This window comes from Alcanivorax sp. REN37, from assembly GCF_041102775.1.
GTDB lineage: Bacteria > Pseudomonadota > Gammaproteobacteria > Pseudomonadales > Alcanivoracaceae > Isoalcanivorax > Isoalcanivorax beigongshangi.
On the sequence record NZ_JBGCUO010000001.1, the window covers coordinates 497,518 to 523,012 of the forward strand.

19 protein-coding genes are annotated in these 25,495 nt (G+C 62.9%); 12 read left to right on the forward strand and 7 right to left on the reverse strand.

The window, feature by feature from the left end; genetic code table 11:
- Positions 1-12 precede the first annotated feature (12 nt).
- From AB5I84_RS02165 to AB5I84_RS02175, 3 genes are all read right to left on the reverse strand, one after another.
- On the reverse strand, positions 13-765 hold the full coding sequence (locus AB5I84_RS02165) for a glycosyltransferase family 32 protein (RefSeq protein WP_369454187.1): 753 nt from the start codon (positions 763-765) through the stop codon (positions 13-15).
- A gap of 216 nt (positions 766-981) precedes the next feature.
- Complete coding sequence (lpxL, locus tag AB5I84_RS02170) at positions 982-1,920, reverse strand: LpxL/LpxP family Kdo(2)-lipid IV(A) lauroyl/palmitoleoyl acyltransferase (RefSeq protein WP_369454188.1); 939 nt, start codon at positions 1,918-1,920, stop codon at positions 982-984.
- Positions 1,921-2,056: 136 nt separating this feature from the next.
- Positions 2,057-3,994 (reverse strand): acyltransferase family protein, encoded by a 1,938-nt coding sequence (locus tag AB5I84_RS02175; RefSeq protein ID WP_369454189.1) that lies wholly within the window; start codon positions 3,992-3,994, stop codon positions 2,057-2,059.
- A gap of 258 nt (positions 3,995-4,252) precedes the next feature.
- Between AB5I84_RS02175 and hldE the strand changes: the two genes are divergently transcribed.
- Both hldE and AB5I84_RS02185 read left to right on the forward strand, forming a co-directional pair.
- A complete protein-coding gene (gene hldE, locus AB5I84_RS02180; RefSeq protein ID WP_369454190.1) occupies positions 4,253-5,686 on the forward strand; it encodes a bifunctional D-glycero-beta-D-manno-heptose-7-phosphate kinase/D-glycero-beta-D-manno-heptose 1-phosphate adenylyltransferase HldE in 1,434 nt (477 codons plus the stop codon).
- 80 nt (positions 5,687-5,766) lie between these two features.
- Positions 5,767-7,266 carry a protein adenylyltransferase SelO gene (locus AB5I84_RS02185; RefSeq protein WP_369454191.1) on the forward strand — a complete coding sequence of 500 codons (1,500 nt, stop codon included), beginning with the start codon at positions 5,767-5,769 and terminating at the stop codon, positions 7,264-7,266.
- Positions 7,267-7,661: 395 nt separating this feature from the next.
- Here the strand turns inward: AB5I84_RS02185 and AB5I84_RS02190 are convergent, their stop codons facing one another.
- Entirely contained in the window at positions 7,662-8,441 is a 780-nt protein-coding gene (locus AB5I84_RS02190; protein WP_369454192.1) for an aldo/keto reductase, read from the reverse strand.
- Entirely contained in the window at positions 8,434-9,660 is a 1,227-nt protein-coding gene (locus AB5I84_RS02195) for an FAD-dependent oxidoreductase (protein ID WP_369454193.1), read from the reverse strand. The genes AB5I84_RS02190 and AB5I84_RS02195 overlap by 8 nt, the downstream gene beginning before the upstream one ends.
- 112 nt (positions 9,661-9,772) lie before the next feature.
- Between AB5I84_RS02195 and waaA the strand changes: the two genes are divergently transcribed.
- Positions 9,773-11,038, forward strand: coding sequence for a lipid IV(A) 3-deoxy-D-manno-octulosonic acid transferase (gene waaA / locus AB5I84_RS02200; protein ID WP_369454194.1), 1,266 nt, complete (start codon positions 9,773-9,775; stop codon positions 11,036-11,038).
- 405 nt (positions 11,039-11,443) lie between these two features.
- The gene (locus tag AB5I84_RS02205) at positions 11,444-11,938 is read left to right on the forward strand and encodes a PaaI family thioesterase (protein ID WP_369454195.1); all 495 of its coding nucleotides are present in this window, start codon (positions 11,444-11,446) and stop codon (positions 11,936-11,938) included.
- A gap of 88 nt (positions 11,939-12,026) precedes the next feature.
- Here the strand turns inward: AB5I84_RS02205 and AB5I84_RS02210 are convergent, their stop codons facing one another.
- Complete coding sequence (locus AB5I84_RS02210; protein WP_369454196.1) at positions 12,027-13,397, reverse strand: TolC family outer membrane protein; 1,371 nt, start codon at positions 13,395-13,397, stop codon at positions 12,027-12,029.
- Between the two features lie 313 nt (positions 13,398-13,710).
- On the opposite strand from AB5I84_RS02210, the gene thiC reads away from it, so the two are divergent.
- From thiC to parC, 7 genes are all read left to right on the forward strand, one after another.
- Entirely contained in the window at positions 13,711-15,564 is a 1,854-nt protein-coding gene (gene thiC, locus AB5I84_RS02215) for a phosphomethylpyrimidine synthase ThiC (protein WP_439650178.1), read from the forward strand.
- A 1-nt stretch (position 15,565) separates the two neighbouring features.
- Positions 15,566-16,207, forward strand: coding sequence for an NUDIX domain-containing protein (locus tag AB5I84_RS02220; protein ID WP_369454197.1), 642 nt, complete (start codon positions 15,566-15,568; stop codon positions 16,205-16,207).
- Positions 16,204-16,695, forward strand: coding sequence for a DUF1249 domain-containing protein (locus AB5I84_RS02225; protein WP_369454198.1), 492 nt, complete (start codon positions 16,204-16,206; stop codon positions 16,693-16,695). The genes AB5I84_RS02220 and AB5I84_RS02225 overlap by 4 nt, the downstream gene beginning before the upstream one ends.
- A 103-nt stretch (positions 16,696-16,798) precedes the next feature.
- Positions 16,799-17,611, forward strand: coding sequence for a 3',5'-cyclic-AMP phosphodiesterase (cpdA, locus tag AB5I84_RS02230; RefSeq protein ID WP_369454199.1), 813 nt, complete (start codon positions 16,799-16,801; stop codon positions 17,609-17,611).
- Positions 17,612-17,723: 112 nt separating this feature from the next.
- On the forward strand, positions 17,724-18,308 hold the full coding sequence (locus tag AB5I84_RS02235) for a YqiA/YcfP family alpha/beta fold hydrolase (RefSeq protein ID WP_369454200.1): 585 nt from the start codon (positions 17,724-17,726) through the stop codon (positions 18,306-18,308).
- A 6-nt stretch (positions 18,309-18,314) separates the two neighbouring features.
- Positions 18,315-20,204 carry a DNA topoisomerase IV subunit B gene (gene parE / locus AB5I84_RS02240; RefSeq protein WP_369454201.1) on the forward strand — a complete coding sequence of 630 codons (1,890 nt, stop codon included), beginning with the start codon at positions 18,315-18,317 and terminating at the stop codon, positions 20,202-20,204.
- Between the two features lie 30 nt (positions 20,205-20,234).
- Positions 20,235-22,463 carry a DNA topoisomerase IV subunit A gene (gene parC / locus AB5I84_RS02245; RefSeq protein WP_369454202.1) on the forward strand — a complete coding sequence of 743 codons (2,229 nt, stop codon included), beginning with the start codon at positions 20,235-20,237 and terminating at the stop codon, positions 22,461-22,463.
- 89 nt (positions 22,464-22,552) lie between these two features.
- Here parC and AB5I84_RS02250 read toward each other — a convergent pair whose 3' ends face one another.
- Positions 22,553-23,878 (reverse strand): OmpP1/FadL family transporter, encoded by a 1,326-nt coding sequence (locus AB5I84_RS02250; RefSeq protein ID WP_369454203.1) that lies wholly within the window; start codon positions 23,876-23,878, stop codon positions 22,553-22,555.
- A gap of 622 nt (positions 23,879-24,500) precedes the next feature.
- Here AB5I84_RS02250 and AB5I84_RS02255 point away from each other — a divergent pair.
- Positions 24,501-25,457: a DegV family protein gene (locus tag AB5I84_RS02255; RefSeq protein WP_369454204.1), complete on the forward strand. Its 957-nt coding sequence runs from the start codon at positions 24,501-24,503 to the stop codon at positions 25,455-25,457.
- The last annotated feature ends 38 nt before the right edge of the window (positions 25,458-25,495 follow it).

Sequence of the window (25,495 nt, forward strand, 5' to 3'; positions counted from 1 at the left end):
GCGAAGGATGGCTTAACGGAGTAATACCAGCGCGACGGCTGCGCTGGCCAAAAGGCCGCTGACCCATAACATGCGGCGCGTGCGACGGGCCCTCTTCTGCATCAATTTTTGGGCGTGACGTGACGCCACCCAGCTGCCGTTGAAGTGATGCATGCTGACGCTCAAGTCAGTGGGCTTACCGCCATGTTTCGGATGGTAGGGACAGAAAATTTCTCGCCGGTAAATGGCAATTCCATTTGGCAAGATTTGGTCCCGATCTTCTAGCACGATGCCAGCCGCCAGTAGCGCTTGGTTAATGCGGTAAGTGTTGGTAGTAAAGTCCACTTCGCCTTTTTCGTTAAGCAGATGCAGTGACTGATACTCAGCCAGCAGCGCACAAACAAACTCGCCGTTCTTCTCTGAGCCCATGATTGCGGTAATGGCATGTTGCGGATCTTGGAAGCCGGAGAAAAACCGGTGCTCGAGATAAGGCTCCAGCGGCTTGAACAGCTCCAGATCAGAGTCAAGATAGACGCCGCCATATTTCACTAAGGCGTGGAGGCGTATCACGTCGCTGGCGAAGGCGTATAGACCTGCTTCGTACGCCTCTCTCGCATATGGATGCAGCCTGAAGACCTCTTCACTCCGCTCGTTGTCCCAGCAGATAAGTTCGAAGTCTGGCAGCCACTTTTGAAATGAAGCGATGCACTGCTCTACCAGCTGTGGTTTCGGGCTCGGTCCAATCCAGATGTAATGGGCAATACGAGGAATTCGCTCAATATGCATGGGTGTTACTCCGAACATTGAATTGGTTGGCTGGCTTCGCTAGGCAGTTGCAGCAGGAGTTCACATCTATGGACCTGAGCCGGTGCGTATCATTCCCTGCCTAGAGACAGTCGGCGCCCCGCCCCGATTGGTAAGGCATCGCTGGATGGTAATTTGTGGCCGCCGGGGCTCTTTCCCGTGAGGAACAGTGATTTTTTCCACGGGAGGGAGCGAAACTCAGCGGCGGCGCTTGCGGGCAGCGTAGAGCTGGCGGCCGTCCGGCTGGTGTTTGAAGCGGCGGTGCACCCACAGGTACTGCTCTGGCGCACGTAGCACAGCGTGCTCGATGGCCTGGTTGACGCGGGTGCAGTCGCCAAGGTCGTCGCCAGTGGGGAAATCGTCCAACGGTGCATCGAAACAAATGCGGTAGCGGCCACCCGGCAGACGGTAATGACTGCACGGCACTACCACCGCCTTGCCCATGCGGGCGATGCGCCCGGTGGTAGCGATAGTGGCGGCCGGCACCCCGAAGAAGGGTGCGAACACGGCATTGTCGGTGCCGTAATCCTGGTCCGGCGCATACCAGCAGATGCCGCCAGCGCGTAGTTCTCGTACCAGCCCGCGCATGTCGGCGCGGTCGATATAGCGGTCTACATACTGGCTGCGTCCGCGTTTAATCAGCCAATCCAGCACCGCGTTGTCATTGGGGCGGTACACCACGCTGAAGCGCACGCCCGCGCCTTCGCCGAGCAGCCGGGCGCCGATATCGATGGTGTTGAAATGCATGCCCAGCAGCAGCACTCCTTGGCCGCTTTCTTGGGCGCGTGTGAGGTGTTCGAGGCCGGTAATCTCCAGGCGCTCACGAGCATTGAAGTGCAGGCTGACATAGGCGCCGGCAATTTCCGTCATGGCCTCGCCGGTGCTGCGCATCACTGCCTTGGCAAAACCGTGCCGCTGGTGGGCGGACTGTTCTGGGAAGCACAGTGCCAGATTGGTTTCCACAATGCGGCGCCGGGACGGTGCCAGCCACCACGCCAAGCGGCCGATGGTGCGCCCGAGTCCGAGCAGCATCCGCCAGGGTAACTGCCCCAGCAGCCAGAACAGCGCAACGCCGAACCAGGTGGTCCAGTAACTGGGGTGGGACAGCGACTTCGGGGTTTGTGAACTGCGGCTCACTGGGTGCTTCTCCGAACTTCAAAGCCCGCAGTGTAGTGGGCCGTCGGCAGAGCGGCCAGCAGTGCTGCATCCGGTCTGTCGTATTGAGTCAGGAACTTGGCAGGCCGGGGGCAACTGCTATTACCCCCGGCACACATCAATCTGCGGCCGGCCGTCCCACCCCAAAATAACGCTCGAACACCGGCGTCAGACGCTGGTTGCCGAATTCATTCAAGTGGTCCTCATCCCGATACAGCGGCAAGCCGTTGTCGGAGCCGTAACACCGCTGGTCATCGCAGAGCGCACTGGTGATATCGATTAACCGCACGCCGCACTGCTCCACCGCTTGGTCCTGCAGTGACAGCGCGTAGGCATGACGCTCGGCGTAGCGGGCGCGGCTGATATAAACCGGTTGCGATTGGCCCATCAGCGCCTGCTGGGCCAGGGTGCTGGTGACGTCGACGTCCATTTCCGGGATTGGCCGCATGATCCACACCTCGCGCTCAGCTGCCAGTCCGCACAGGGTTTCTAGATACCAGTGGCGGAACTGTTCGAACCAGGCTGCAGTGAAGTAACGGTCGCCGCCGGGGATATAGAAATACGCTTTGCGGTCGGCGTCGATCTGGCTGCCGTTGGTGTATTCGCTGAGTCGATTAACCAGCACTAAGGGCACACCCGGCAGTGTCGCAAGCACGTCCGGTAGCTCGTTGCCGAGATCGACGCAGTCTTGGCGGTCTTTGTCGGTATGCGCCAATCCCGGCAAGGTCAGGCAGGCGGAATTGCCTTGGAACAGGATGTTGCCGGTCTGACCGCCGCGTGCGGCCATCAGCGGGTTGGCGACGGTGTCGGCATGGCTGTCACCGGCCAGCACCATGGCCACCGGGCCATCGGGGCCATAGTGGCAATCAAACTCCACACCCAGACACTCCTCGCGACGCGGGTTGTGGTCTGGGTAGGCGTACAGGATGGCCTTTACGTGCTCGGGCATGCGCTCCGGGAAACCGAGCTGGCGCACAGCTTGGGCGCTGCCGCCCACCACCAACAACAGGAGCAGGGCGCCGCCGAGGGTGAAGCGGTTGGAGCGGCGGCCTAGCCGTTCGCGCAGCGGGCGCTCCATGAACCGGTAGGCCAGCTCGGCCAGCAACAGCGCCAACGCCAGTGCCGCCAGCCGCCAGCTGGCGGACTGGAACAGACCCAACGTGTGCAGCATCGCCGCCAGCGGCCAGTGCCACAGATAGATCGAGTAAGAGCGTTCGCCAAGCCAATCCCACAGCCGGCCCTTGGTGAGTGGCGATTCGCTGCGGCCAATGATCACTAGCGCTGCGCCGAGCACGGGCAGCAGTGCCCAGAGGCCGGGCCAGGCAGCCGGGGTCACTACGCACGCGGTGAGCACGATGATGCCGAGCCCGGCCCAATGGAACCCCTGCCCGAGTCGGCGTGGCAGCGTGGTGAGAGCACATAGATGGAACACCGCGCCACCCGCCAGCAGCTCCCAGGCGCGCGCAAAGAAGCCATAGAAGGCTTCATCCGGCCGGTGCTGCGCCAGCCATTCGCTCCAGCCCAGTGACGCGGCGATCAGGACCACTGTGATGGCCAGCAACGCTAGATGGCTGCGCACCCAGCGGAACAATCCCCACATCAGCAGCGGGTACAGCATGTAGAACTGCCACTCCACCGACAGCGACCAGGTGTGCAGCATCCATTTGCTTTCGGCAGCGGTGTCGAAATAACCGGCTTCTGACAGGTAGCGGTGGTTGGAGTTGAACAGCAGCGATTCGCGCACATGGCGGCCCAGCGCCATGTAGTGCTCCGGCACCAGCAGGAACCAACCGGCCACCAAGCACGCCACGCTCACCAGCACCAGCGCCGGGTAGATGCGCCGCACCCGCGACGCATAAAACGTCACTAGGCTGAGATTGCCGTGGCTGAGGCCGCGATGGAGAATCTGTGCCATCAGGTAGCCGGAGATCACGAAGAACACGTCGACCCCGGCAAAGCCGGCGCCGAAGCCGGGCACTGCGAAATGGAACAGCACCACCAGCAACACCGCCCACGCACGCAGGCCGTTGATATCGGTTCTGAAAGCCGTACTCATGTTGTAAACCTTGGCAAGCATCCCAGCAGAAACAGGGCGGCCGGGGGTCCGCTTAGGCCGCGGCAGCACGGCGCGATGTCCGGCGGGGGGCGACTATAAAGACCTCGGTAGGCAGATGCACCCGGTTGCAGATGGAGCTGTCGTCGCAGAGGCCGACAGCGGTGGCCGCGGTGCACCGGCCGCCGCGCTGAAACCGCACTGTGGTACACTGCCGGGCACTTTTCCGGGCCCTGACCAGGTCGCCCTAACCCGTCCAAGATGAAGGATCAAAGCGTGCAGATTCCGCAATTCGACAGCGCACATGTGGTGGTCGCCGGTGACGTGATGCTGGATCGCTACTGGCACGGCCCGACCCAGCGCATCTCGCCGGAAGCGCCAGTGCCGGTGGTGCGGGTCACCGACCAGGAAGATCGCCCCGGCGGCGCCGCCAACGTGGCGCTGAACATGGCGGCGCTCGGCGCGCGGGCGGTGCTGGTGGGGGTGACGGGCCAGGACGAAGCGGCGGCGACGCTGGCGGAGCGGCTGCAGGCGGCGTCAGTGCAGTGCGAGTTTCAGCAGGTGGCGGACCAGCCCACCATCACCAAGCTGCGCATCATCAGCCGTCAGCAGCAGTTATTGCGGCTCGACTTCGAAGAGCCGTTCCACGACGTGGACCCTGCCCCCTTCACCGAGACCGTCACGCGCCAGTTGGCCGGCGCCGGCGCGCTGGTGTTGTCCGATTACCAGAAGGGCGCATTGCGTGACCCGCAGGCGCTGATCGCGGCAGCTCGCGCCGCTGGCGTGCCGGTGCTAGTGGACCCGAAAGGCACCGACTTTAGCCGCTATCGGGGCGCTACCCTGTTGACGCCGAACTTGGCTGAATTCGAGGCGGTGGTGGGCGCCACCACTAGCGAAGATGACTTGGTGCGCAAAGGCCGTGCACTGATGGCAGAGCTGTCGCTGGAGGCGCTGCTGATTACTCGCAGCGAGAAAGGCATGACGCTGTTGCGTGCGACAAGTGCTTTGCATTTGCCGGCGCGGGCGCGGGAAGTGTTCGATGTGACCGGCGCCGGTGACACCGTGATCTCGGTGCTGGCATCGTCGCTGGCTGCCGGCGCCAGCCTTGAAGACGCGGTGGCGCTGGCCAACATTGCCGCCGGTATCGTGGTCGGCAAGCTCGGCACTGCCGTGGTCAGTGCCCCCGAGCTGCGCCGGGCGGTGCACCAAGAAGGCGGTATCGGTCGCGGTGTGATGACGCTGGCACAGCTGCAGGTGGCGGTAGCGGATGCACGCGCGCAGGGCGAGCGCATCGTGTTTACCAACGGCTGCTTCGACATCATCCATGCCGGCCACGTCGGTTATCTGGACAGCGCCCGCCGGCAGGGCGATCGCCTGATTGTGGCGGTCAACGGCGATGAATCGATCCGTCGTCTGAAAGGCCCGGGCCGCCCGATCAACCCACTTGAGCGGCGCATGGCAGTACTGGCGGCGTTGGAAGCGGTGGATTGGGTGGTCAGTTTCGACACCGACACGCCAGTCCCGCTGCTGGAAGCCCTGCAACCGGACGTGTTGGTGAAAGGCGGCGATTACAGCGTCGACCAAGTGGTTGGCGCTGATCTGGTGCACGGCTACGGCGGCGCCGTGAAAGTGCTGGATTTCGTCGACAACGTCAGCACCACCCACATCGTTGAGAAAATCCGCCGCGAGTCCTGAGCGGCCCCGGTGGTGGCACTGCTGCAATGCCGGCGGCTACTGGGCGGGCGTTGCCATTCCGCGTTAAGGTGAGGCCCCGCATGCCCCGGAGCCTCGCCATGTTCCCCGACTTCCTCCATCGCTACCGCCAACTGCCTGAGCGCTGCTCCCAGCTGCAAGCACCAACGCCGGTGGCAGCGCCCAAGCTGTTGGCCTTCAACCGCCCGCTGGCGGAGGAGCTAGGCATTGCCGGCGAATTGCTGGCCACGCCGGAACAGTTCGCCGGCCTGTGGGCGGGCAATGAGTGGCCGCCGCACGCGGAGCCGCGGGCACTGGTCTATGCCGGCCATCAATTCGGCCACTTCAATCCGCAGTTGGGTGATGGCCGGGCGCTATTGCTGGGCGAGGTGCGTGACCGCAACGGCCGTATCCGTGATCTGCAATGGAAAGGCGCGGGCCGCACGCCGTACTCCCGTGGCGGTGATGGGCGCTCGCCGATCGGTCCGGTACTGCGGGAGTATTTGGTCAGTGAGGCGATGCATGCATTGGGGATCCCCACTACCCGTGCGCTGGCGGCGGTGGCCACCGGCGAGCGCGTACGCCGCGAGCGTAGCCATCCCGGTGCGGTGATGATGCGGGTGGCGGACAGCCACATCCGCGTCGGTTCACTGGAATACTTCGCCGCGCGTAACGATACCGAGGCGGTGCAGGCACTGGTTGACGAAGCCATCGCCCGCCACGATCCGGCGCTGGCTGCGCTGCCGGTGGCCGAGCGTTATCTGGCGTGGCTGCAAGCGGTGGCCGCGCGTCAGGCGGAACGAGTGGCGCAGTGGCTGGCGGTGGGTTTCGTGCACGGTGTTATGAACACCGACAACACCCTAGTGTCCGGCGACACCATCGACTACGGCCCCTGTGCCTTCCTTGAGCAATACCAACCGCGCGCCCGATTCAGCGCCATTGATGAGCGCGGTCGCTATGCCTACGGCAATCAGCCGGGCATGGCGCAGTGGAATCTGGCGCGCTTGGCGGAAGCGGTGCTGCCGCTGTTGGCGGCCGACAGCGAGCGGGCGGTGGCGATGGCCACCGATTGCATCAGTGCTTTTGCCGGCGATTACGAGCAGCAACGGCTACGGCAGTGGCGTGCCAAGCTCGGTTTGCAGTCCGCTCAGCAGCAAGATGGTGCGTTGATCGATCAGTTCCTGTCGGTGCTGGAACACGGTGCCATGGACTTCACTCTGGCATGCCGACTGCTGTCTGACTGTGCCCGCAGTAGTGATGGTGATGCCGCCTGGCTGTCGCTGTCAGCATCACCGCAATCCGCGCGCGCATGGCTGGCGGATTGGCGCCAGCGGCTGGCTCTGGAGACCCGCCCCGCGGACGGCATTGCTGCCGCCATGGATGCGGTTAATCCGCTGTTCATTCCCCGCAACCACTGGGTGCAGGCGGCGCTGGCGGATGCAGAGAAGCGTGATGATCTGACGCTGTTTCACCGTCTCAATAAGGTGCTGCAGCGTCCCTACGACGTGCAGCCGGAATATGCGGACCTGGCGCAACCCGCAGCACCGGGGCAGCAGGTAATGCGGACGTTCTGCGGCACCTGAGCTGGGGCGCTGATTCAGTGGCTGGATGCCGCCGGGTGAGGAGTGCTGCGGTCGCTGTTGGGGCAGTAGCGGAAATTGGCAGCAGGAACCGCACTAATGCGTGGAAGGGTGTTCAGAGAACGAGTTGCCCACGCAGTGCGCTGATGTGCCGGCATACGATGTCAGTTCGGAGCTTAAGGCAGACGCCCAATCGACACTCCGTGCCCGAATGGTCTTCAACCGGAAGGAAAAATAAATTCCGTGATTGATGAGTTGTGTTGAAATTATTTTTTCAAAAAAATGATTTTTTGGATGGGTTGCGCGCCATGTCTAATGCGTGAAGCCGTCGTCAGTACTCGATCAGTCCAATAAAGAAGGGCGTGTCAAACGCCCTTTATATGTCAGTCGAAAGCGCATCAGCCCGCCAGAGCTTTGCGTGCTTTCTCCACATTTTCGCGCAGATGTCCCGGATTCAGAGTGCCGGCAATGATGCTGGTGACCCCGGCAGTGCCGAGCACCAGATCTAGGCTGGCTTGCACCGGGTCGCATACATCCGCCGGCAGATGTCCGCTGGCAAACGCTTTCTTGATCAAAATGCCCTTGTTGGCGCGAGCAGCGGCATCGATCACCGGGCGCTCATCCTCGTAGCCGAGGTGGTAGGTGACCATGGCCACATCACCGTGCTCCAGCGCGGCCAGACCACCGGCCACTGTCTTAGTGGACATGCCCACCGCACGTACCAGGCCGTCGCGCTTAAGCTGTTGCAGCGTATCCAGTGCTTCTAAACAGTCCAGATCGTTGCCGTCGGAATGCACCAGCACCAGATCAAGATAGTCCGTGCCCAGACGCATCAGGCTGCGTTCCACGCTGCGCCGGGTATGGGCTGGGGAGAAGTCAAAATGGCTGTCGCCATTTTCAAACTCTTCACCCACTTTCGATACGATCACCCACTGCTGACGATTGCTCAGCAGCTGGCCCAGGCGCTCTTCGCTGCGGCCATAGGCGGGTGCGGTGTCGAGCAAGTTGATGCCGAGGTCCTGTGCCAGCGCTAGCAAATCACGTACAGCGTTATCATCTGGCAACTCAAAAGCTTGTGGATATTTCACCCCTTGATTGCGGCCGATTTTGACGGTGCCGAGGCCCAGGGCGCTGACCTGCAGGCCGGTGTCGCCCAGCGGGCGGATGAAGTCAGTCATGCCGGTCTCCAAAAGCAGTCATCCAAGGTGCGCGGCCGGGGTGGGCGCGAGGCAGATCGTCCGGCAGCGTCGGCTGCGGGTGCTGCGGCACAAAGCCCTGCGCTGACAGCAGCGCGGCGACGCGATCGCCGAGGTCCGGCGCCAATGTCAGTTTGGTGGGCCACGCCACGATCAGGTTCTGCTGGGCTTCGGCAAAGGCATTGTCGGGCTTGGCGAGGCTGCCTTGCCGCGGTTCGGCGCGCTCGACGGCGGTGGTCGCCCACTCGGCGGTGCTGAAATCCAACCACGGGAACAGCGTTGCCAACTCCTGGCGCGCATCAGCCAGCAACGCCTCGGCGGACAGGCCCACGCCGCGCTCGGCCAGATCGCCACCGAGATACCAGACCATGCGCCCATCCGGCAGCGGATGGGAGGTGACAGTCAGGCGTGGCTTGTTGCTGGCGCCGATGCAATGGGCATATAGCGGCAGCGGCTGTGCGTGCGCGACCATAACCATTTGCAGTGGCCGCAGCTGAGTGTCCGGCAGCGGCGACAGGCCCGCGCGGCGGGCATCATCCAGCAGTGCCGCATTGCCGGCACCGGCGGCCAGAATCGCGCGGCGCGGTTGCAGGGTAACGCCGGGCAGGGTGATCGCCGCCAGTCCCTGTTCATGCCAATGCAGTTGATCGGCGCTGACCTGAACCTGCAGACAGTGCGGTTGAATCGGTGCTGCAAGGGTGCTGACCAGGCTGTCGGTGTCCACCACTAGATCATCCAAGCGGTACACCGCGCCGCGGAAACGGCGGTCCTGTAGTGCCGCGGGGTAGTCAGCAAACGCCAGTTTATCGATGCGGCCACGCAACATGCGGCTGGCAAAGAAAGTGGTAAAGCGTGAGGCCAGCGAGCCGGCCGACCACAGGTGCTGGGTTTGCGACAACACGCTGACGCCGCGCAGGTCCACTTCGCCCTCGCCGGCCAACAGCTGTCGCCAGCGGTCGGGCATGCCGGCGATCGCTTCGGACTCGCTCGACAGGGCGCCGCCGAGCGCATATTTCAGACCGCCGTGGATGATCCCTTGGCTGTGCAGGGTCTGCACTTCGCCCAGCTCCCGCGCTTCCAGCAGCACGCAGGAATAGCCGGCGCGATGCAGGCGGTTGGCCAGCCACAGGCCGCTGATGCCGCCGCCAATAACGGCCACATCCACGGGCAGAGAGAGGGTGTCGGAGCGGGAGTCGGACATGGACAATCCTTGATCATCGGCAGAAGGCGCGGGTCGGGCCAGCGCGGGCGCTATGGTAGCATAGGCCCCCTTTGCGGCGAGCAGCGCTGCCCCTTCGGCGACGGAATCGAACATGGCTTTGTGGCTTTACAGCGCCCTCTGGTATGCCCTTACCCCCCTGCTTTTTGTACGCCTGTGGTGGCGTGGCCGGCGTGCACCGGCTTACCGTGGCCGGTGGCGCGAGCGTCTTGCGCGCGGGCTCGGCCAACGTAGTCGGCGCAGCGTCTGGATCCACGCCGTCTCCGTGGGCGAAACCTTGGCCGCTGCGCCGATGATCCGAGTGCTGTTGGAGCGCCATCCGCAGACACCGCTGGTGGTCACCACCACCACACCCACCGGTTCCGACCAGGTGCGTGCGCTGTTCGGCGATCGTGTGCACCACGTTTATTGCCCTTGGGATACGCCGTCGGCCATGGGGCGCTTCATGGATGCGTTCGATCCACAGTTGATTCTGATCCTCGAGACCGAGCTGTGGCCGAATCTGGCGGCGGTGGCCGCTAAACGCGGTATTCCGCTGTGGTTGGTAAACGGCCGTCTGTCGGCGCGCAGCGCGCGCGGTTATGGGCGGGTGTCGGCGCTGGTGCGGCCGATGCTGCAATGCTTTACCGGGCTGATGGTGCAAACCGCGGTGGAAGCCGAACGCTTTGCGGCCTTGGGCGCGCGGCCGGAGCAACTTCAGGTCACCGGCTCGGTGAAGTTCGATATCGACCTCGGCACAGCAAGGCAGCAGGCTGCCGCGGCGCTGCGTGCTGAAATTGGCGCGCGGCCGGTGTGGCTGGCGGCCAGCACCCACCCCGGCGAGGATGCGCCGATCCTTGCTGCCCACCAGCAGCTGCGGCAAACGCAGCCACAGGCGTTGCTGATTCTGGTGCCGCGCCATCCAGAGCGGTTTGACGAGGTGGCCGGACAGGTGCGTGACAGCGGGTTGACGTTGGCGCGTCGCAGTCAGCAGCAGGCGATCATCGCTGATACGGCGGTTTACCTCGGCGACACTATGGGCGAGCTGCTAATGCTGGTCGGTGCGGCGGCGGTCACGCTGGTGGCCGGTTCACTGGTGCCACGGGGCGGCCACAACCTGCTGGAGCCGGCCGCCTGGGGGCAGCCGGTATTGAGCGGGCCGCATCGTTTCAACTTCGAGCATATTGCTGCCCTGCTGGAGCAAGCCGGTGCGCTGAAAACCGTGACCGACGCTGACAGTCTCGCCGCCACTCTGGTGGAGCTGTTCAACTGCCCGGCGCTGCGCGAGGCGCTGGGGGCGGCCGCCCAAGCGGTGGTGGCGGAACACGCGGGTGCTTTGGAGCGAGTGTTGGAGACAGTGGAGCGTGACTGGCCGCGCTGACGGTTGGGTCGTTGGGTTAACGGGGCAGCGGGGCGGTGAAGCAACAAACCGCCGAAGCACCGAAGCAACGAAGCAACGAAGCAACGGAGCAACAAGTCCGCGCAGCAGCGGAACCATGAAGCCGTGCCGCCATCAAGCCGCAGCCTAGCAAGCCACCAGCAGGCGAGGCGTTGCACCGCAGCTGCCGGCAGCCGCTTTTGCTAGCGGTGGGATTGCTTCAGCGATCGCTAAGGCGGCGCTGACTGAACCGCCTGTAATGCACCTTCCCCGCAGCGCCTCGGCTGCCCCGCTAGCTTGCTTACATCTCCGGCTTGACCTGCTTCCGGCGCTGTTCATCATGAGGCGGGCGGTCAGGCGGCGGGGTCGTCGGCCGTGCACTGATTCCAATGACAAAGGAGGACCACGATGTCCGACCCAACGCTGGCCTTGCAGGATCGGGCCGCCCCGGAGGGCACCTGCTACGGTTGTGGCAGCACGCACCCATCCGGTCTGCATATTAAGAGTTACTGGGACGATGCCGGTGAGCAAGTGATCGCACGCATGCCGTCCAACCCGGAGTTCGTCGGTTGGCCGGGGCTGGTCTACGGCGGCTATATCGCCATGCTGGTGGACTGCCATTCGAACTGGGCCGCCATGGCGTTTCACTACCGCGCTGAAGGTCGCGAACCGGGCACGTTGCCAAAAATTGATTGCGTCACCGGCCACTTGGGCGTGAGTTATCGCAAGCCGACACCGATGGGTGTAGAGCTGACGCTGAAAGCCTGGGTAGAAGGTGAAGTGGCCCGCAAGTCGCGGGTGATATGTGAAGTGTGGGCCGGCGATGTGCTCACGGTCAGTGCCGATTCGATCTTCGTGCGGGTGGATACTGCCGCACTGGCGCAGCAAGCCGCCAAAGCCTGACCGCTAAGCCGGCAGGGACGCCGCGCTCTGGCGCAGGCAATAAAAAAGCCACCTTGCGGTGGCTTTTTTGATGGTGCCAACCGAGCGCTTAGGCGTCTTGGTCGTTTACCACATCGTCCAGCGTGACTTCATCGTTGCGTGACAGCCACTGATCCACCTGCTGCAGATCGTCTTCGCTCAGCACCCCGGCCACAGCTTTCAGCGTCAGGCTCTCGGTGATGTAGTCGTAGCGGGTGGTGGCGTAATCGCGCTGCGCGGAGAACAGCGTGCGCTGGGCGTTGAGCACGTCAACGATGTTGCGCGTGCCGACATCGTAACCGGCCTGGGTCGCTTCCAGTGCTGATTGCGCGGAGCGGATCGCCTGCTCGCGGGCTTTGATGCGCAACGCGTTAGCGTGCACTACGCGGAAGCTGCTCAGTGCCTGTTGGCCCACATCGCGCCAGGTGCGCTGGTAGGTTTCTTGGCTGGCTTCGTATTGCAGCGCCGCCTGTTTGCGGCGGCTGGCCACGGCACCGCCTTGGAACAGCGGCAGCTTCACTTCCACACCGTAAGCGGTATTGCGGGTGTTCGGCGGCGTCGGCTGCAGGGTGTCGTCGTCATCGCGGTAACGCTGGTGCTGGGCAACGAAATCCACCGTCGGGCTGTGGGCCCAGGCCTGCACGCGTGCGTTGTTCTGCTGCACTTCGCTCTGGTACAGCGCCATCAGCAGTTGCGGGTTGCGGGCGCGGGCCAGTTCCACCCATTCCTCGGACTTGGCCGGCAGTGGGCCGTCCAGCGGCAGGTCGTCCTGCAGTTTGGCGAGGCTGTCCCAATTGCGGTTGGTCAGCGCCTCCAGACGGTCGCGGGCGATTTCAAACTGCGCCTCGGCGAGGATGCGGTCGGACTGGGTCAGATCGTATGCGGCCTGTGCTTCGAGCACATCGGTCTGAGCCACCAGACCCACGTCGTAGCGCTCGCGGGTCTGTTCCAGCTGGCGGCCGATGGCGCGTTCTTGGGCGCGCAAGGTGGTCAGGTCTTCCCAGCCACGCAGCACACCGAAGTACTGGTTCGACACCCGCAGCAGGAAGTCTTGGCGGGCACTGGCGAAGTTGGCGGCGGCCACGGAAGTGGTGGCTTTCAATTGCTTGTAGCCGTACCAGGCCTGCGGCTGGAACAGCGGCTGCACCAGCGACAGGGTCAGCGTCTGCGACTCATAGTCGTGATCGCCTTTGGCGCCGGTGCGCACTTCCAGATCATTCTTGAGCCAGGAGTAGGAGGCGTTGACGTTCGGCAGCAGGGCGGCGCGGCCCTGATTTTCCAACTGCTGGTCGGCTTCCCAAGTGCGCAACGCGGCATTCCACTCTGAATCGGCCTGCCAAGCGGCCTCGAGAACCTCCGCCAGGGTGGCGGAGTAGGCAGGCTGCAAAGCGCCGGTGAGCAGCGCTACGCCTGCAGCAATCGCAGTCTTCAGCTTGAACATCGGTAAGGTTCCCGTTTTTCACGAAGGCCCAATAGTAATGAGAAGCGGCTCGCAATGACACGTTTTTCCGAATCCGGTTCGCAAACGGCCCTTAAAGACTGGAAAGGTGTCGGTAAATCCATGAAAAGCACTGGGTTTCCGGGCTTTTTACCGCTGCAGTTCGGTTGAGCCGGCGCGCGCCGCTGGCGTATAGTGAGCCACTTTCTGGAACCGGTCGAGTCCGTGCAAAGTGGCCAAGGACGTGCGTGCAAGCCGCGGATCTCACCCCCTCATTCCCGGCAGTCCTGACGCCGGGCGCTACTTGGAGAACGCTGTGCCGGATGATTACCTGAGCGCCCCTTCCCGCGCCATTGACGAAGCCTGCGAGCCGATTTCCGGCTCCCGTAAGATTTACATCACCGGCAGCCGACCGGATCTACGGGTGCCGATGCGTGAGATTGCCCAAACCCCGACCATGCTGGCGGACGGCCGTACTGAGGAGAACCCGCCGCTGGCGGTGTATGACACCTCCGGTGCCTATACCGACCCAGATGCCAAGATCGACATTCGCGCTGGGCTGGCGCCGATTCGTGCCGCCTGGATCAGCGAGCGCGGCGACACCGAACAGCTGCCTGACCTGAGCTCCGAGTACGGCCGCCGCCGTGCTAGCGACGTGGCCACTGCCGGCCTGCGCTTCCCGAACGTGCGCCAGCCGCTGAAAGCGCGCGCTGAGCGCAATGTCACACAGATGCATTACGCCCGCCAAGGCATCATTACGCCGGAAATGGAATACATCGCCATCCGCGAGAACCAGAATCTGGCCGCCATGCGCGCGGCGGGGTTGCCGGTGGAGCAGCATCCCGGTCAACCGTTCGGCGCTGCCATTCCGGCGGAGATCACGCCGGAGTTCGTGCGTGATGAAGTGGCGCGTGGCCGCGCGGTGATTCCGGCCAACATCAACCACCCGGAAAGCGAGCCGATGATCATCGGCCGCAACTTCCTCACCAAGATCAACGCCAACATCGGTAACTCGGCGGTGACCTCCTCGATTGAAGAGGAAGTGGCGAAGATGACCTGGGCCACCCGCTGGGGCGGTGACACCGTGATGGATCTGTCCACTGGCCAGAACATTCACGAGACCCGCGAGTGGATCCTGCGCAACAGCCCGGTGCCGATCGGTACCGTGCCGATCTACCAAGCACTGGAGAAGGTCAACGGCATCGCCGAGGACCTGACTTGGGAAATCTTCCGCGACACCTTGATCGAGCAGGCCGAGCAGGGCGTGGATTATTTCACCATCCACGCTGGGGTGCTGCTGCGTTATGTGCCGATGACCGCTAAGCGCGTTACCGGCATTGTGTCCCGTGGCGGCTCGATCATGGCTAAGTGGTGCCTGGCGCATCACCAGGAAAACTTCCTCTACACCCACTTCGAAGACATCTGCCAGATCATGAAGGCCTACGACGTGACCTTCAGTCTTGGCGATGGTCTGCGCCCGGGTTGCATCGCTGATGCCAACGACGAAGCGCAGTTCTCTGAATTGCGCACCCTCGGCGAGCTGACGCAGATTGCCTGGAAACACGACGTGCAGGTGATGATTGAAGGCCCTGGCCACGTGCCGATGCACATGATCAAGGCCAACATGGACGAGCAGCTGAAGTGGTGCCATGAAGCGCCGTTCTACACCCTCGGTCCGTTGATCACTGACATTTCACCGGGCTACGACCACCTGTCCAGCGCCATCGGCGCCGCCATGATCGGTTGGTTTGGCACCGCCATGCTGTGCTACGTGACGCCCAAAGAGCACCTTGGTCTGCCCAACCGTGAGGACGTGAAAGAAGGCATCATTGCCTACAAGATCGCCGCCCACGCGTCGGATCTGGCCAAAGGGCACCCGGGCGCCCAGTTGCGTGATAACGCGCTGTCCAAGGCACGCTTCGAATTCCGCTGGGAAGACCAGTTCAATCTGTCGCTGGACCCGGATCGGGCGCGTGCTTTCCACGATGAGACGATGCCTAAACAGGCGCACAAGGTGGCGCATTTCTGCTCCATGTGCGGGCCGAAATTCTGCTCCATGAAGATCACCCAGGAGGTGCGTGATTACGCCGCCGCCATGGAGGGGATGGAGGAGAAATCGGCCGAGTTCCGCGACACCGGCAGCCGCCTCTACCACGAGGCCAAGTCCTGATATGAAGGCTCCGGCGCCGCGCCACACGCTGGGACCACAGGATGTGGAACTGCTGCAGCGCGACACCGCCTTCCAGGGCTTTTTCCGGGTCGATGTATTGACCCTGCGCCACCGCCGTTTCGACGGCGGCTGGCTTGGCCCGATGACCCGCGAACTGTTCATGCGCCAGCCCGCCGTGGGCGTGTTGGCGTGGGACCCGCACACCGATGAGGTGCTGCTTGTGGAGCAGTTTCGGGTCGGCGCGCTGGCCGGGCGCGGCACGCCTTGGTGTCTGGAGATCATCGCCGGCATCGTCGACCGGGACGATGAAACACTGGAGCAGGTGGCGCGCCGGGAGACTGCGGAAGAAGCGGGGCTGGTGCTTGACCAGCTGCTGCCGCTGCCGAGTTACCTGCCTAGCCCCGGCGGCAGTGATGAGCGGCTGCATTTGTTTTTGGCGCCGGTGAGCTTGGCCGGTGCCGGCGGTGTGTTTGGCGTTGCCAACGAACACGAGGACATCCGTGCGGTGAAGATGCCGCTGGCCGAAGCCGCCGCGCGGCTGGATGCCGGCGAGATCGATAATGCCGCCAGCATGATCGCGCTGTTGTGGCTGCAGTTGCACCACGTTGCCCTGCGTGCGCGGTTCTGTGGGAGTAGCGCGTGACTCAGGCCCGTTCACCTCGCGCCCTGCGCCGCTACCGCGTCAATCTGCGTGAGTTGATGACGCAGTGCGAAACCAACTATGCCTACTTGACCCGCATTCAGGCGCTGCTCGGCGATGACGACTCCCTGTCGTTGGCGCTCGGCGAGCCGGGCGCTGGCCGGGTCGTGATCCGGGTGTTGGAGCGCAGTCCCTACACCACCTTGCTGGCGTTGGAGCAAGACCGGCAGCACGCACTGATGCCCAGTGCGCGCTTGGATGTGCGCCTTTACCACGATGCGCGCAGCGCTGAAGTGGTGGCGGTGGCGCCCTACCGGCAGGTGCCAGCACGGCACGATTATCCCAACAGCGCCATGCATCAGCGCGACGAGAAGTTGCAGTGGAACCGTTTCCTCAGCGACTGGTTGCGCCATGTGTTGGCGCAGGGTGCGTTGCAGCGTCCGGTGTGGCCGCAGCCACCGGCCGCCTCTGCCGCTGGTCGGGAAAGCTGATACCAACTGTGCGCCGGTCGCTGTGTCGCAGCCGTGGCGTGGTTTATAAGGAACAGCGGTGCTTCTGGCACCGGAGCGCAACACCGAAAGGAGCCGCGACACCGTGATCCCCCCGACCCCTGCACCGCCACTGCGGGTAGTGCAGCTGACCGATTGCCACCTGTTTGCCGATCCCGGCACGCGCCTGCTGGGTGTTGATACCCAATACAGTCTGGAAATGGTGCTGGCGCGCGTGCGTCGCGAGCAGCCAGATTGTCAGTTGGTGTTGGCCACCGGGGATCTGTCCCAGGACGGTTCCGAACGCTCCTACCGCCGCTTGATCGACATGATGGCGGCGCTGCCGATGCCGGTGTACTGGCTGGAAGGCAATCATGATATTTCGGCACCGCTGGTGGCGGCGCTGGATGGCGACTGTTCCCGCCTCAGTCCTTGCGTCACTGAATTAGGCGACTGGACCTTTGTGCTGCTCGACTCCTCGGTGCCGGATGAAGTGCCCGGCGATTTGTCCGGTGCTGACATGGCGTTTTTGGAGCAGGCGCTCAGCGCTGCTCGCACCGCCCATGTAATGGTGTGTCTGCACCACCATCCAGTACCAATGGGCAGTGCTTGGCTGGATGCCCAGCAGATTGCTGATCCGCAAGGCTTTTTTGCGCTGCTGCGCCGCTTCCCAGCGGTGCGGGCGGTGGTCTGGGGCCATGTACACCAGGCGTTTGAAGGCGAGCGCGACGGCATCAAGCTGTACAGCACGCCGTCCACCTGTGTGCAGTTCAAGCCCGGTAGCGCTGATTTCGCGCTGGACGATTGCGGGCCCGGTTACCGTTGGTTCGACCTGCACGCCGATGGCGCGATCGACAGCGGCGTATCACGGGTGGATGACATCGACTTTGCACCGGATCTGACAGTCACCGGCTACTGACTCCTCGGCACTGAATCCGCGGTCGGCGGTTGCGGCTATACTGGGGCGCGTCGCCGGCCGGCGGCGTGGCGCGGGAAGCGCCTCCCAGTGGCTGAGTCAGGAGATCGGTCCCATGTCGTCGACCCCTTCACTGTTGTACATCCACGGTTTCCGCAGTTCTCCGGCGTCGCATAAAGCGCAGTGCCTGCAACGCTGGTTTGCCGCGCGCGGTGCGGCGGATCGATTGCTGGTGCCGCAGCTGGCGCTGGAGCCGCGCCGCGCCATGGCACAGCTGGAACAGATCATTGCCGGCGCCGGGCCGGTGGCGTTGGTGGGTTCGTCGCTGGGCGGTTTCTATGCCACCTGGCTGGCCGCCCGCCACGGCGCACCGGCGGTGCTGATCAATCCGGCAGTGAGACCGTGGCAGCGGCTGGCAGACCAAGTCGGTCCCATCACCCACTACCACAGCGGCGAACCGGACCATTATGACGCTGCCTGGGTCGACCAGCTGCGCCATTACGACGCCGCCGAGCGGTTGCCGGTGGACAAGCTGCTGGTGATGCTGCAAACCGGTGACGAAACGCTGGACTGGCAGGATGCCTGGTCGCTGTATGCGGATTGCCATCTCTATAAAGGCCTCGGAGGCAGTCATGGCTTTGATGACTTCGAGGCGTTCATTCCGCTAGTGTTGCACTTCTGCGGCATTGGCCTGGCTTGAGAGACCATGAGTACCGAACACTACACAGCAGAGAACATCGAGGTCCTCAGCGGCCTGGACCCGGTCAAGAAACGGCCGGGCATGTACACCGACACCACCCGCCCCAACCATCTGGCTCAGGAAGTCATCGACAACAGTGTCGATGAAGCGCTGGCCGGTCATGCGCGGCGGGTGAAAGTGGTGCTCTACAAGGACGGCTCGGTGTCGGTGGAGGATGACGGCCGCGGCATGCCGGTGGACCTGCACCCGCAAATGGGCCTGCCCGGTGTGGAGGTGATCCTCACCACGCTGCATTCCGGCGGCAAATTTTCCAACAACAGCTACCAGTTCTCCGGCGGTCTGCACGGCGTGGGCGTGTCGGTGGTGAACGCGCTGTCGAAGCGGCTGGAAGTCACCGTGCGCCGCGATGCCCAAGTGCACCGCATGGCGTTCGAGCACGGCTTGAAAGTCGAGTCGCTGGAGGTGGTGGACAGCTGCGGCCGCCGCAACACCGGCACCCAGGTGCGCTTCTGGCCGGACGAGAAATACTTTGATTCGCCGCGCATCTCGGTGCGCAGCCTGCGTCACTTGCTGCGTGCCAAGGCGGTGCTGTGCCCGGGTTTAGAAGTCATCCTGGAAGATGAAAACACCGGTGACAACGAAACCTGGCAGTACGCCGATGGCCTGGTGGAATACCTTGACGACGCCACCCGCGGTTGGGAAAAGCTGCCGGAGTCGCCTTTCACCGGCGCGCTGGCGGCGGAGCATGAAGCAGTGGATTGGGCGGTGCTGTGGATGCCGGAAGGCGGTGACTTGGTCACCGAATCCTACGTCAACCTGATCCCCACGCCGCAGGGCGGTACCCACGTTAATGGGCTGCGCACCGGCCTGCTGGATGCGCTGCGTGAGTACTGCGAATTCCGCAACTTGCTGCCGCGCGGCGTGAAGCTGTCGCCGGAAGACATCTGGGACCGCGCCAGCTATGTGCTGAGCGTGAAGATGCTCGATCCGCAGTTTGCCGGCCAGACCAAAGAGCGGCTCAGTTCCCGTGCCACCGCAGGTTTCGTATCCGGGGTGGTGAAGGACGCGTTCAGCCTGTGGCTGAACCAGCACACCGATGAAGCCGGTCGGCTGGCGGAGCTGTGCATCAGCCACGCTCAGCGCCGGCTGCGGGCGTCGAAGAAAGTCGCGCGCAAAAAGGTCACCGCCGGGCCGGCGCTGCCGGGCAAGTTGGCCGACTGCGCCAGCGATGATGTGGCGATCACCGAGCTGTTTCTGGTGGAAGGTGACTCCGCCGGCGGTTCTGCGAAACAGGCTCGCAGCCGTGAGTTCCAGGCGATCATGCCGCTGCGTGGCAAGATTCTGAACTCCTGGGAAGTGGATTCCAGTGAAGTGCTGGCCAGCCAGGAGATTCACGATATCGCCGTGGCGCTGGGTATCGAGCCGGGGCTGGATGACCTGTCCGGGCTGCGCTACGGCAAGGTCTGCATCCTCGCCGATGCTGACTCCGACGGCCTGCACATTGCCACCTTGCTGTGCGCGCTGTTCGTGCGCCATTTCCCGTCGCTGGTGCGGGGCGGGCATGTGTTTGTGGCGATGCCGCCGCTGTTCCGCATCGACGCCGGCAAGGACGTGTTTTATGCGCTCGACGATGGTGAGCGCCAGTCGATCCTTGACCGACTCGCCGCCGACCGCAAGCGGGTGCGCCCACAGGTCACGCGCTTCAAGGGCCTGGGTGAAATGAACCCGCTGCAACTGCGTGAAACCACCATGTCACCGGACACCCGGCGGCTGGTGCAGCTGTCGATCAGCGAGGATGTGGAAACCCACGAAATCCTCGACATGCTGCTGTCGAAAAAGCGCGCCGGCGACCGCAAGGAATGGCTGGAAACCAAGGGCAATCTGGCTGAGGTGTGAGGCACATCTTGGCATCTGGAAGCAGGATTCATGGCTGACGATTTTGAAAAAGTCTCGTTGAGGGACTACACCGAAAAAGCGTACTTGGATTATTCCATGTACGTGATCCTCGACCGTGCCTTGCCCCACGTGGGCGACGGTCTGAAACCGGTCCAGCGCCGCATCGTGTATGCCATGAGCGAGCTGGGCCTGAAGGCCACCGCCAAACACAAAAAATCGGCGCGTACGGTCGGTGACGTGCTTGGTAAATACCATCCCCACGGCGACAGCGCCTGCTACGAAGCGATGGTGCTGATGGCGCAGCCGTTCAGCTACCGCTACCCGCTGGTGGATGGCCAGGGCAACTGGGGGTCGGCGGACGATCCCAAGTCATTTGCGGCGATGCGTTATACCGAATCGCGACTGGCGCCCTACGCCGAGTCGCTGTTGGCGGAGTTGGGCCAAGGCACGGTGGAATGGGTGCCGAACTTCGACGGCACCATGGACGAGCCGAAGCTGCTGCCGGCACGGCTGCCAAACGTGCTGCTCAACGGCACCACCGGCATCGCGGTGGGCATGAGCACCGATATTCCGCCGCACAACCTGCGCGAAGTGACCGCCGCCTGCATTCATCTGCTCAATGATCCCGGCGCGTCGCTGGACGACTTGATGGAGCATATTCAGGGGCCCGACTTCCCGACTCAGGCGGAGATCATCACGCCGCGCAACGACATCATTCGTATGTACGCCGAGGGCCGCGGCAGCATCAAGCAGCGCGCGGTGTACGAGATGGAAGAGGGCGATATCGTCATCACCGCGCTGCCATACCAGGTGTCTGGCGCCAAGGTGCTGGAACAGATCGCCGACCAGATGCAGAAGAAAAAGCTGCCGATGGTCACCGACCTGCGCGATGAGTCCGACCATGAAAATCCGACCCGGCTGGTGATCACGCCACGTTCCAACCGCATCGATGTCGAGCAGTTGATGAGCCATCTGTTCGCCACCACCGATCTGGAAAAGAACTACCGCGTCAACATGAACATGATCGGGCTCAACGGCCGGCCACAGGTCAAGCCGTTGACCACCATCGTGTCCGAGTGGCTCGAGTACCGCATGATCACCGTGCGCCGGCGCCTGCAGCACCGGCTCGACAAGGTGCTGGAGCGGCTGCACATCCTCGACGGTTTGTTGGCCGCATTCCTGAATCTGGACGAAGTGATCCGCATCATCCGCAATGAGGACGAACCGAAGCCGGTATTGATGGAGCGTTTCGCGCTATCCGATCGTCAAGCGGAAGCGATCCTCGAACTGAAGCTGCGTCACCTCGCCAAGTTGGAAGAAATGAAGATCCGCGGCGAGCAGGATGCGCTGGCGGAGGAGCGCGAGTGGTTGGAAGGCACGCTCGGTTCCATGGCGCGCATGAAGACACTGGTGGCCGAGGAGCTGCGACAGGACGCCGACAAGTACGGTGACGAGCGCCGTTCGCCGCTGATGAGCCGCGATGATGCCCGCGCCATGGATGAAACCGAGCTGGTGACCGCCGAAGCGGTGACCGTGGTGCTATCCGAAAAAGGCTGGGTGCGCGCCGCCCGTGGCCACGATGTGGACCCGGCGTCGCTGAGCTATAAAACCGGCGATGGCTTCCTGTCCGCCACCCAAGGTCGTTCCAACCAGGTGGTGTGCTTCCTCGACAGCACCGGGCGCAGTTATTCGCTGCCGGCACATACCTTGCCGTCAGCGCGCGGCCAAGGCGAGCCGGTCTCGGGCCGGGTCAGCCCGCCCAGCGGCGCCCACTTTGTGGCGGCCTTGATGGGCGCTGACAAGAGCGCCTGGCTGCTGGCCACTGATCTAGGTTACGGCTTCGTTGCGCGCTACGCTGATTTGCAGGCCAACAAAAAGGCCGGCAAAACCGTGCTCACGGTGCCAGAGGGCGCCAAGGTGATGGCGCCGCAGCGGATACCGGACGGCACTGACCTGCGTGTGGCGGTACTGTCTAATGATGGCCGCCTGCTGGTATTCCCGCTGTCCGATTTGCCGGAGATGGCACGCGGTAAGGGCAACAAGATGATGGCCATCAGCGCCGGCAAGGGTGAGCGCACCGAGTTTGTCATCGCGCTGCAAATCGTAGCGCCGGGGCAGACGTTGCGAGTGCAGGCCGGCCGCCGCCACCTTGGTCTCAAGCCATCCGATTTGGAGCACTACCACGGTGAGCGGGGCCGACGCGGTGCACGCTTGCCGCGCGGTTTCCAGAACGTCGATGGGCTGTCGGTGGAAGACTGATGTGAATGCAGCGCCGGTGGTCTCCGGCGTTCATCAGACACAAAAAAACCGGGGCATGCCCCGGTTTTTTTGTCGTCGCAATCCGCTGATCAGAACTTGTAGTTCAGCTGCGCTGCGAAGATGTTGGCGGAGTTTTTGTAGGTGGCGGAGAAGCCCGGACGACCCACATCTGGAGCTTGGTTAACGGCTGCGTCACTTTCTTTCAGGTAGCCATAGGCAAAGTCGAAACCGAGATTCTGAGTGGCTTGCCAGCCTACGCCGAGGGTGCCGACCTTACGGTTGCCGTAGGGTACACGCACACTGCGGTGCTCGTTAGTAGCGGGAGACTCATCCAGAGCGAAGCCGGCGCGTAGAACGACGGTTGGGGTTAGCTGGTAAGAGCCGCCCAGCGCGAAGGCCCACTGGTCGCGCCACTCGGTGGGCTCGCCACGGGAGGCTAAGGATGCCGGTACGCCGCTGGTTTCGATGCGGATTTCTTGCAACTCGGACCAACGCGTCCAAACGGCACCGGCGTGTAAGGTCAGCTCGTTGGTGATCGCCTGGCTCAGCGACGCCTCGACGGCCTCTGGCTGAGTAAAGTCTAGGCCACCGCGGAAGCTGCCGACTACCGGTGCGCCAGTGGCGGCATCAATGGCATTCACGTTGGCGGTGCCGTGCAGCTTGTACTTCACTTTCGAGCGGTAGGTCAGGCCGACGCTAGTGCCGTCCACTACATCCCAGAGCACGCCGAGGTTGTAGCCAAGCGCGGTGTCGCTGCCCTTGGTGTTGAAATGACCGTCCGGCATGTTGGGAGCGAAGTGCAGTTGGGTGTTCAGCTCGCCCTCAATGCGGTTGACGGTGACCCCACCGCCGACAGATAGGTTGTCAGCAATACGGTAGCTCAGCGTTGGTTGGAATGTGATTACCTGGACTTCTGTTTTGTCGCCTTTATAGCGGCCGATGAAGTTGCGTTCGTAATCCGCTTTGCCGCCCAGCGATGCGAACACCCCAAACCCCACGTGCCAGCGATCATTAATTTGGTCGGTGTAGTAAGCGAAGGGTACTGCAGTACCGGGGGTCATATCCCCTTTTGAGCTACCCGTGCGCGGTACCAAAATCGGAGGATTGTTCAGAGGGTCGGCTGGGTCTGGGTACGCAGCAACTGAGCTGGCGTTCTTGATATCCACACTCGCGTCAATGAACGCGGTCCCGAGTGTCATGTGGGTGCCATCGAGCTTGGACATGCCCGCCGGGTTGCCGAATACGGTGCTGGCATCAAGGGCGGAAGAGCCCCGGCCTGCGTAAGCCATACCGGCGCTGCTGGCGCTTTGTTCGTTGAGGGTCAGGCCTGCCGCCATGGCAGAGCCGCTGGCCAGCATCACTGCACCTGCCAGCGCGGACACGGAGAAGGTCGAGAAACGGAACACATTTGTCATCGGTATAGTCCTGATCAATGCAGTGTTTTGGAGTCGGAGGGCAGGTCCCAAGCATGCGCCATCCGCTCCGTTTTCAGCTTTGTTGTATCTGGTCTTCCGTGACCGGCGGGTGACCCGCAGATGCATTGCCAATGGTGCGAAATGATGTGACTGCCAGCGGCAGCCACTCGCGTAAAAAAGCACACCAACCCGGATCAGCGGGGGTGAAGTGGTGTGACACACGGGCATCACAGTCTTGCCCCAGATTGTAGCGAACCGCCTAGCGAGCCGAATCCGGGGACCCGAACATTTTACGGTTTTAAAATTTAGTTGCGACCCATGTCTGCAAATTAATCAAAAATGACTGATGACATTTACATTGCTCAATGTCATCAGTGACTTGCCCATCAACGATTACATTGATCAGCGTCATTAATGCACGTCTGTATATAAGAATGTGCAGCAATGAAGCGGTTATTTCCCATGTCATTTCGCGCAGTCAAAAAAGCAGCGGAAGAGGACGAAAAGCAGCCTTTCCTATTGTGATGTTGTGCGATGCAACCGGAGTGCCGAAGGTGGTGTGTGGGCTGGGGGGAACAGCCCGCATCAAGGCACTATTTTCTGTACTGCGGGGGAAAGCATCATGAAAATCGGCATTGTGGTGGACGCAACCTGCGATCTACCGGCGTCCTTTATTGCTCGTCACGGCATCTGCATCTTGCCGATCGCCATCCGCCTTGGTGAGGATGTGTTGGTGGATCAGCGCGACGTGGAGCAGACCGAACAATTCTATCTGCGCGACCTGCGTGAGCGCGGCGTCGACGCCGAGTCAGTGCCCTACACTGCGGAACAAATCGAGGCCGTGTTCTTGGAGCGCCTGGTGGTTGATCACGATTTGGTTTTCTGTATCACGATTTCTGGAAAACACAGTCCTATCTTCGACCACGCCAGCCGTGCCTCGTTTGGCATTTTGAGAAAGTACAAAGCGGTGCGCGAGCAAGCCGGCGTGGCGGGGCCATTCCATATGCGCGTGCTTGATAGCCGTACCTTGTTTGCCGGCGCCGGCGTGCTGGTGGCCGAAGCGGTAGCCATGATCGATGCCGGCGCTGCGCCGAACCAGATCCGGCTGCGGCTGGATGGGCTGATTCCAGAGCTGTGCGGTTACATGGTGCCGGCCGACTTGCGTTATATCCGCGAACGGGGCTTCCACAAGGGTGAACGCCGCACCTGGGCGGATGCTGGCCGTGCGGCGGTGCTGACGTTGGGCGCGGCGCTGTCATTGCGGCCGATCATCCGTATCTGGCGTGGAGAAGAGTCGGTGGTGGCCACCGGCTTCAGCCATGCCAAGTCGGTGGAGCGCCTGTTCCGCCACCTCGCGCGCACCATGGATAGCGGCGGTCTGAGCGCGCCACATTTGTGCATCAGCTACGCCGGCGATGTGGCCGAAGTGCCGCAGATGCCGGGCTGGGAATCAATGATGGCCAGCGCGGCCGGTGCCGGAGTAGAAGTGCACCTGGCCACCATGAGCGCCACCGGTGCGGTGAACGTGGGACTGGGCTGTCTGTATGCGGCGTTTGCCGGCAGCCCCGGCTCGCCCTGAGGCGTGCCTGCGCGAGCGGTGCGGTCATGGTGGCTGCG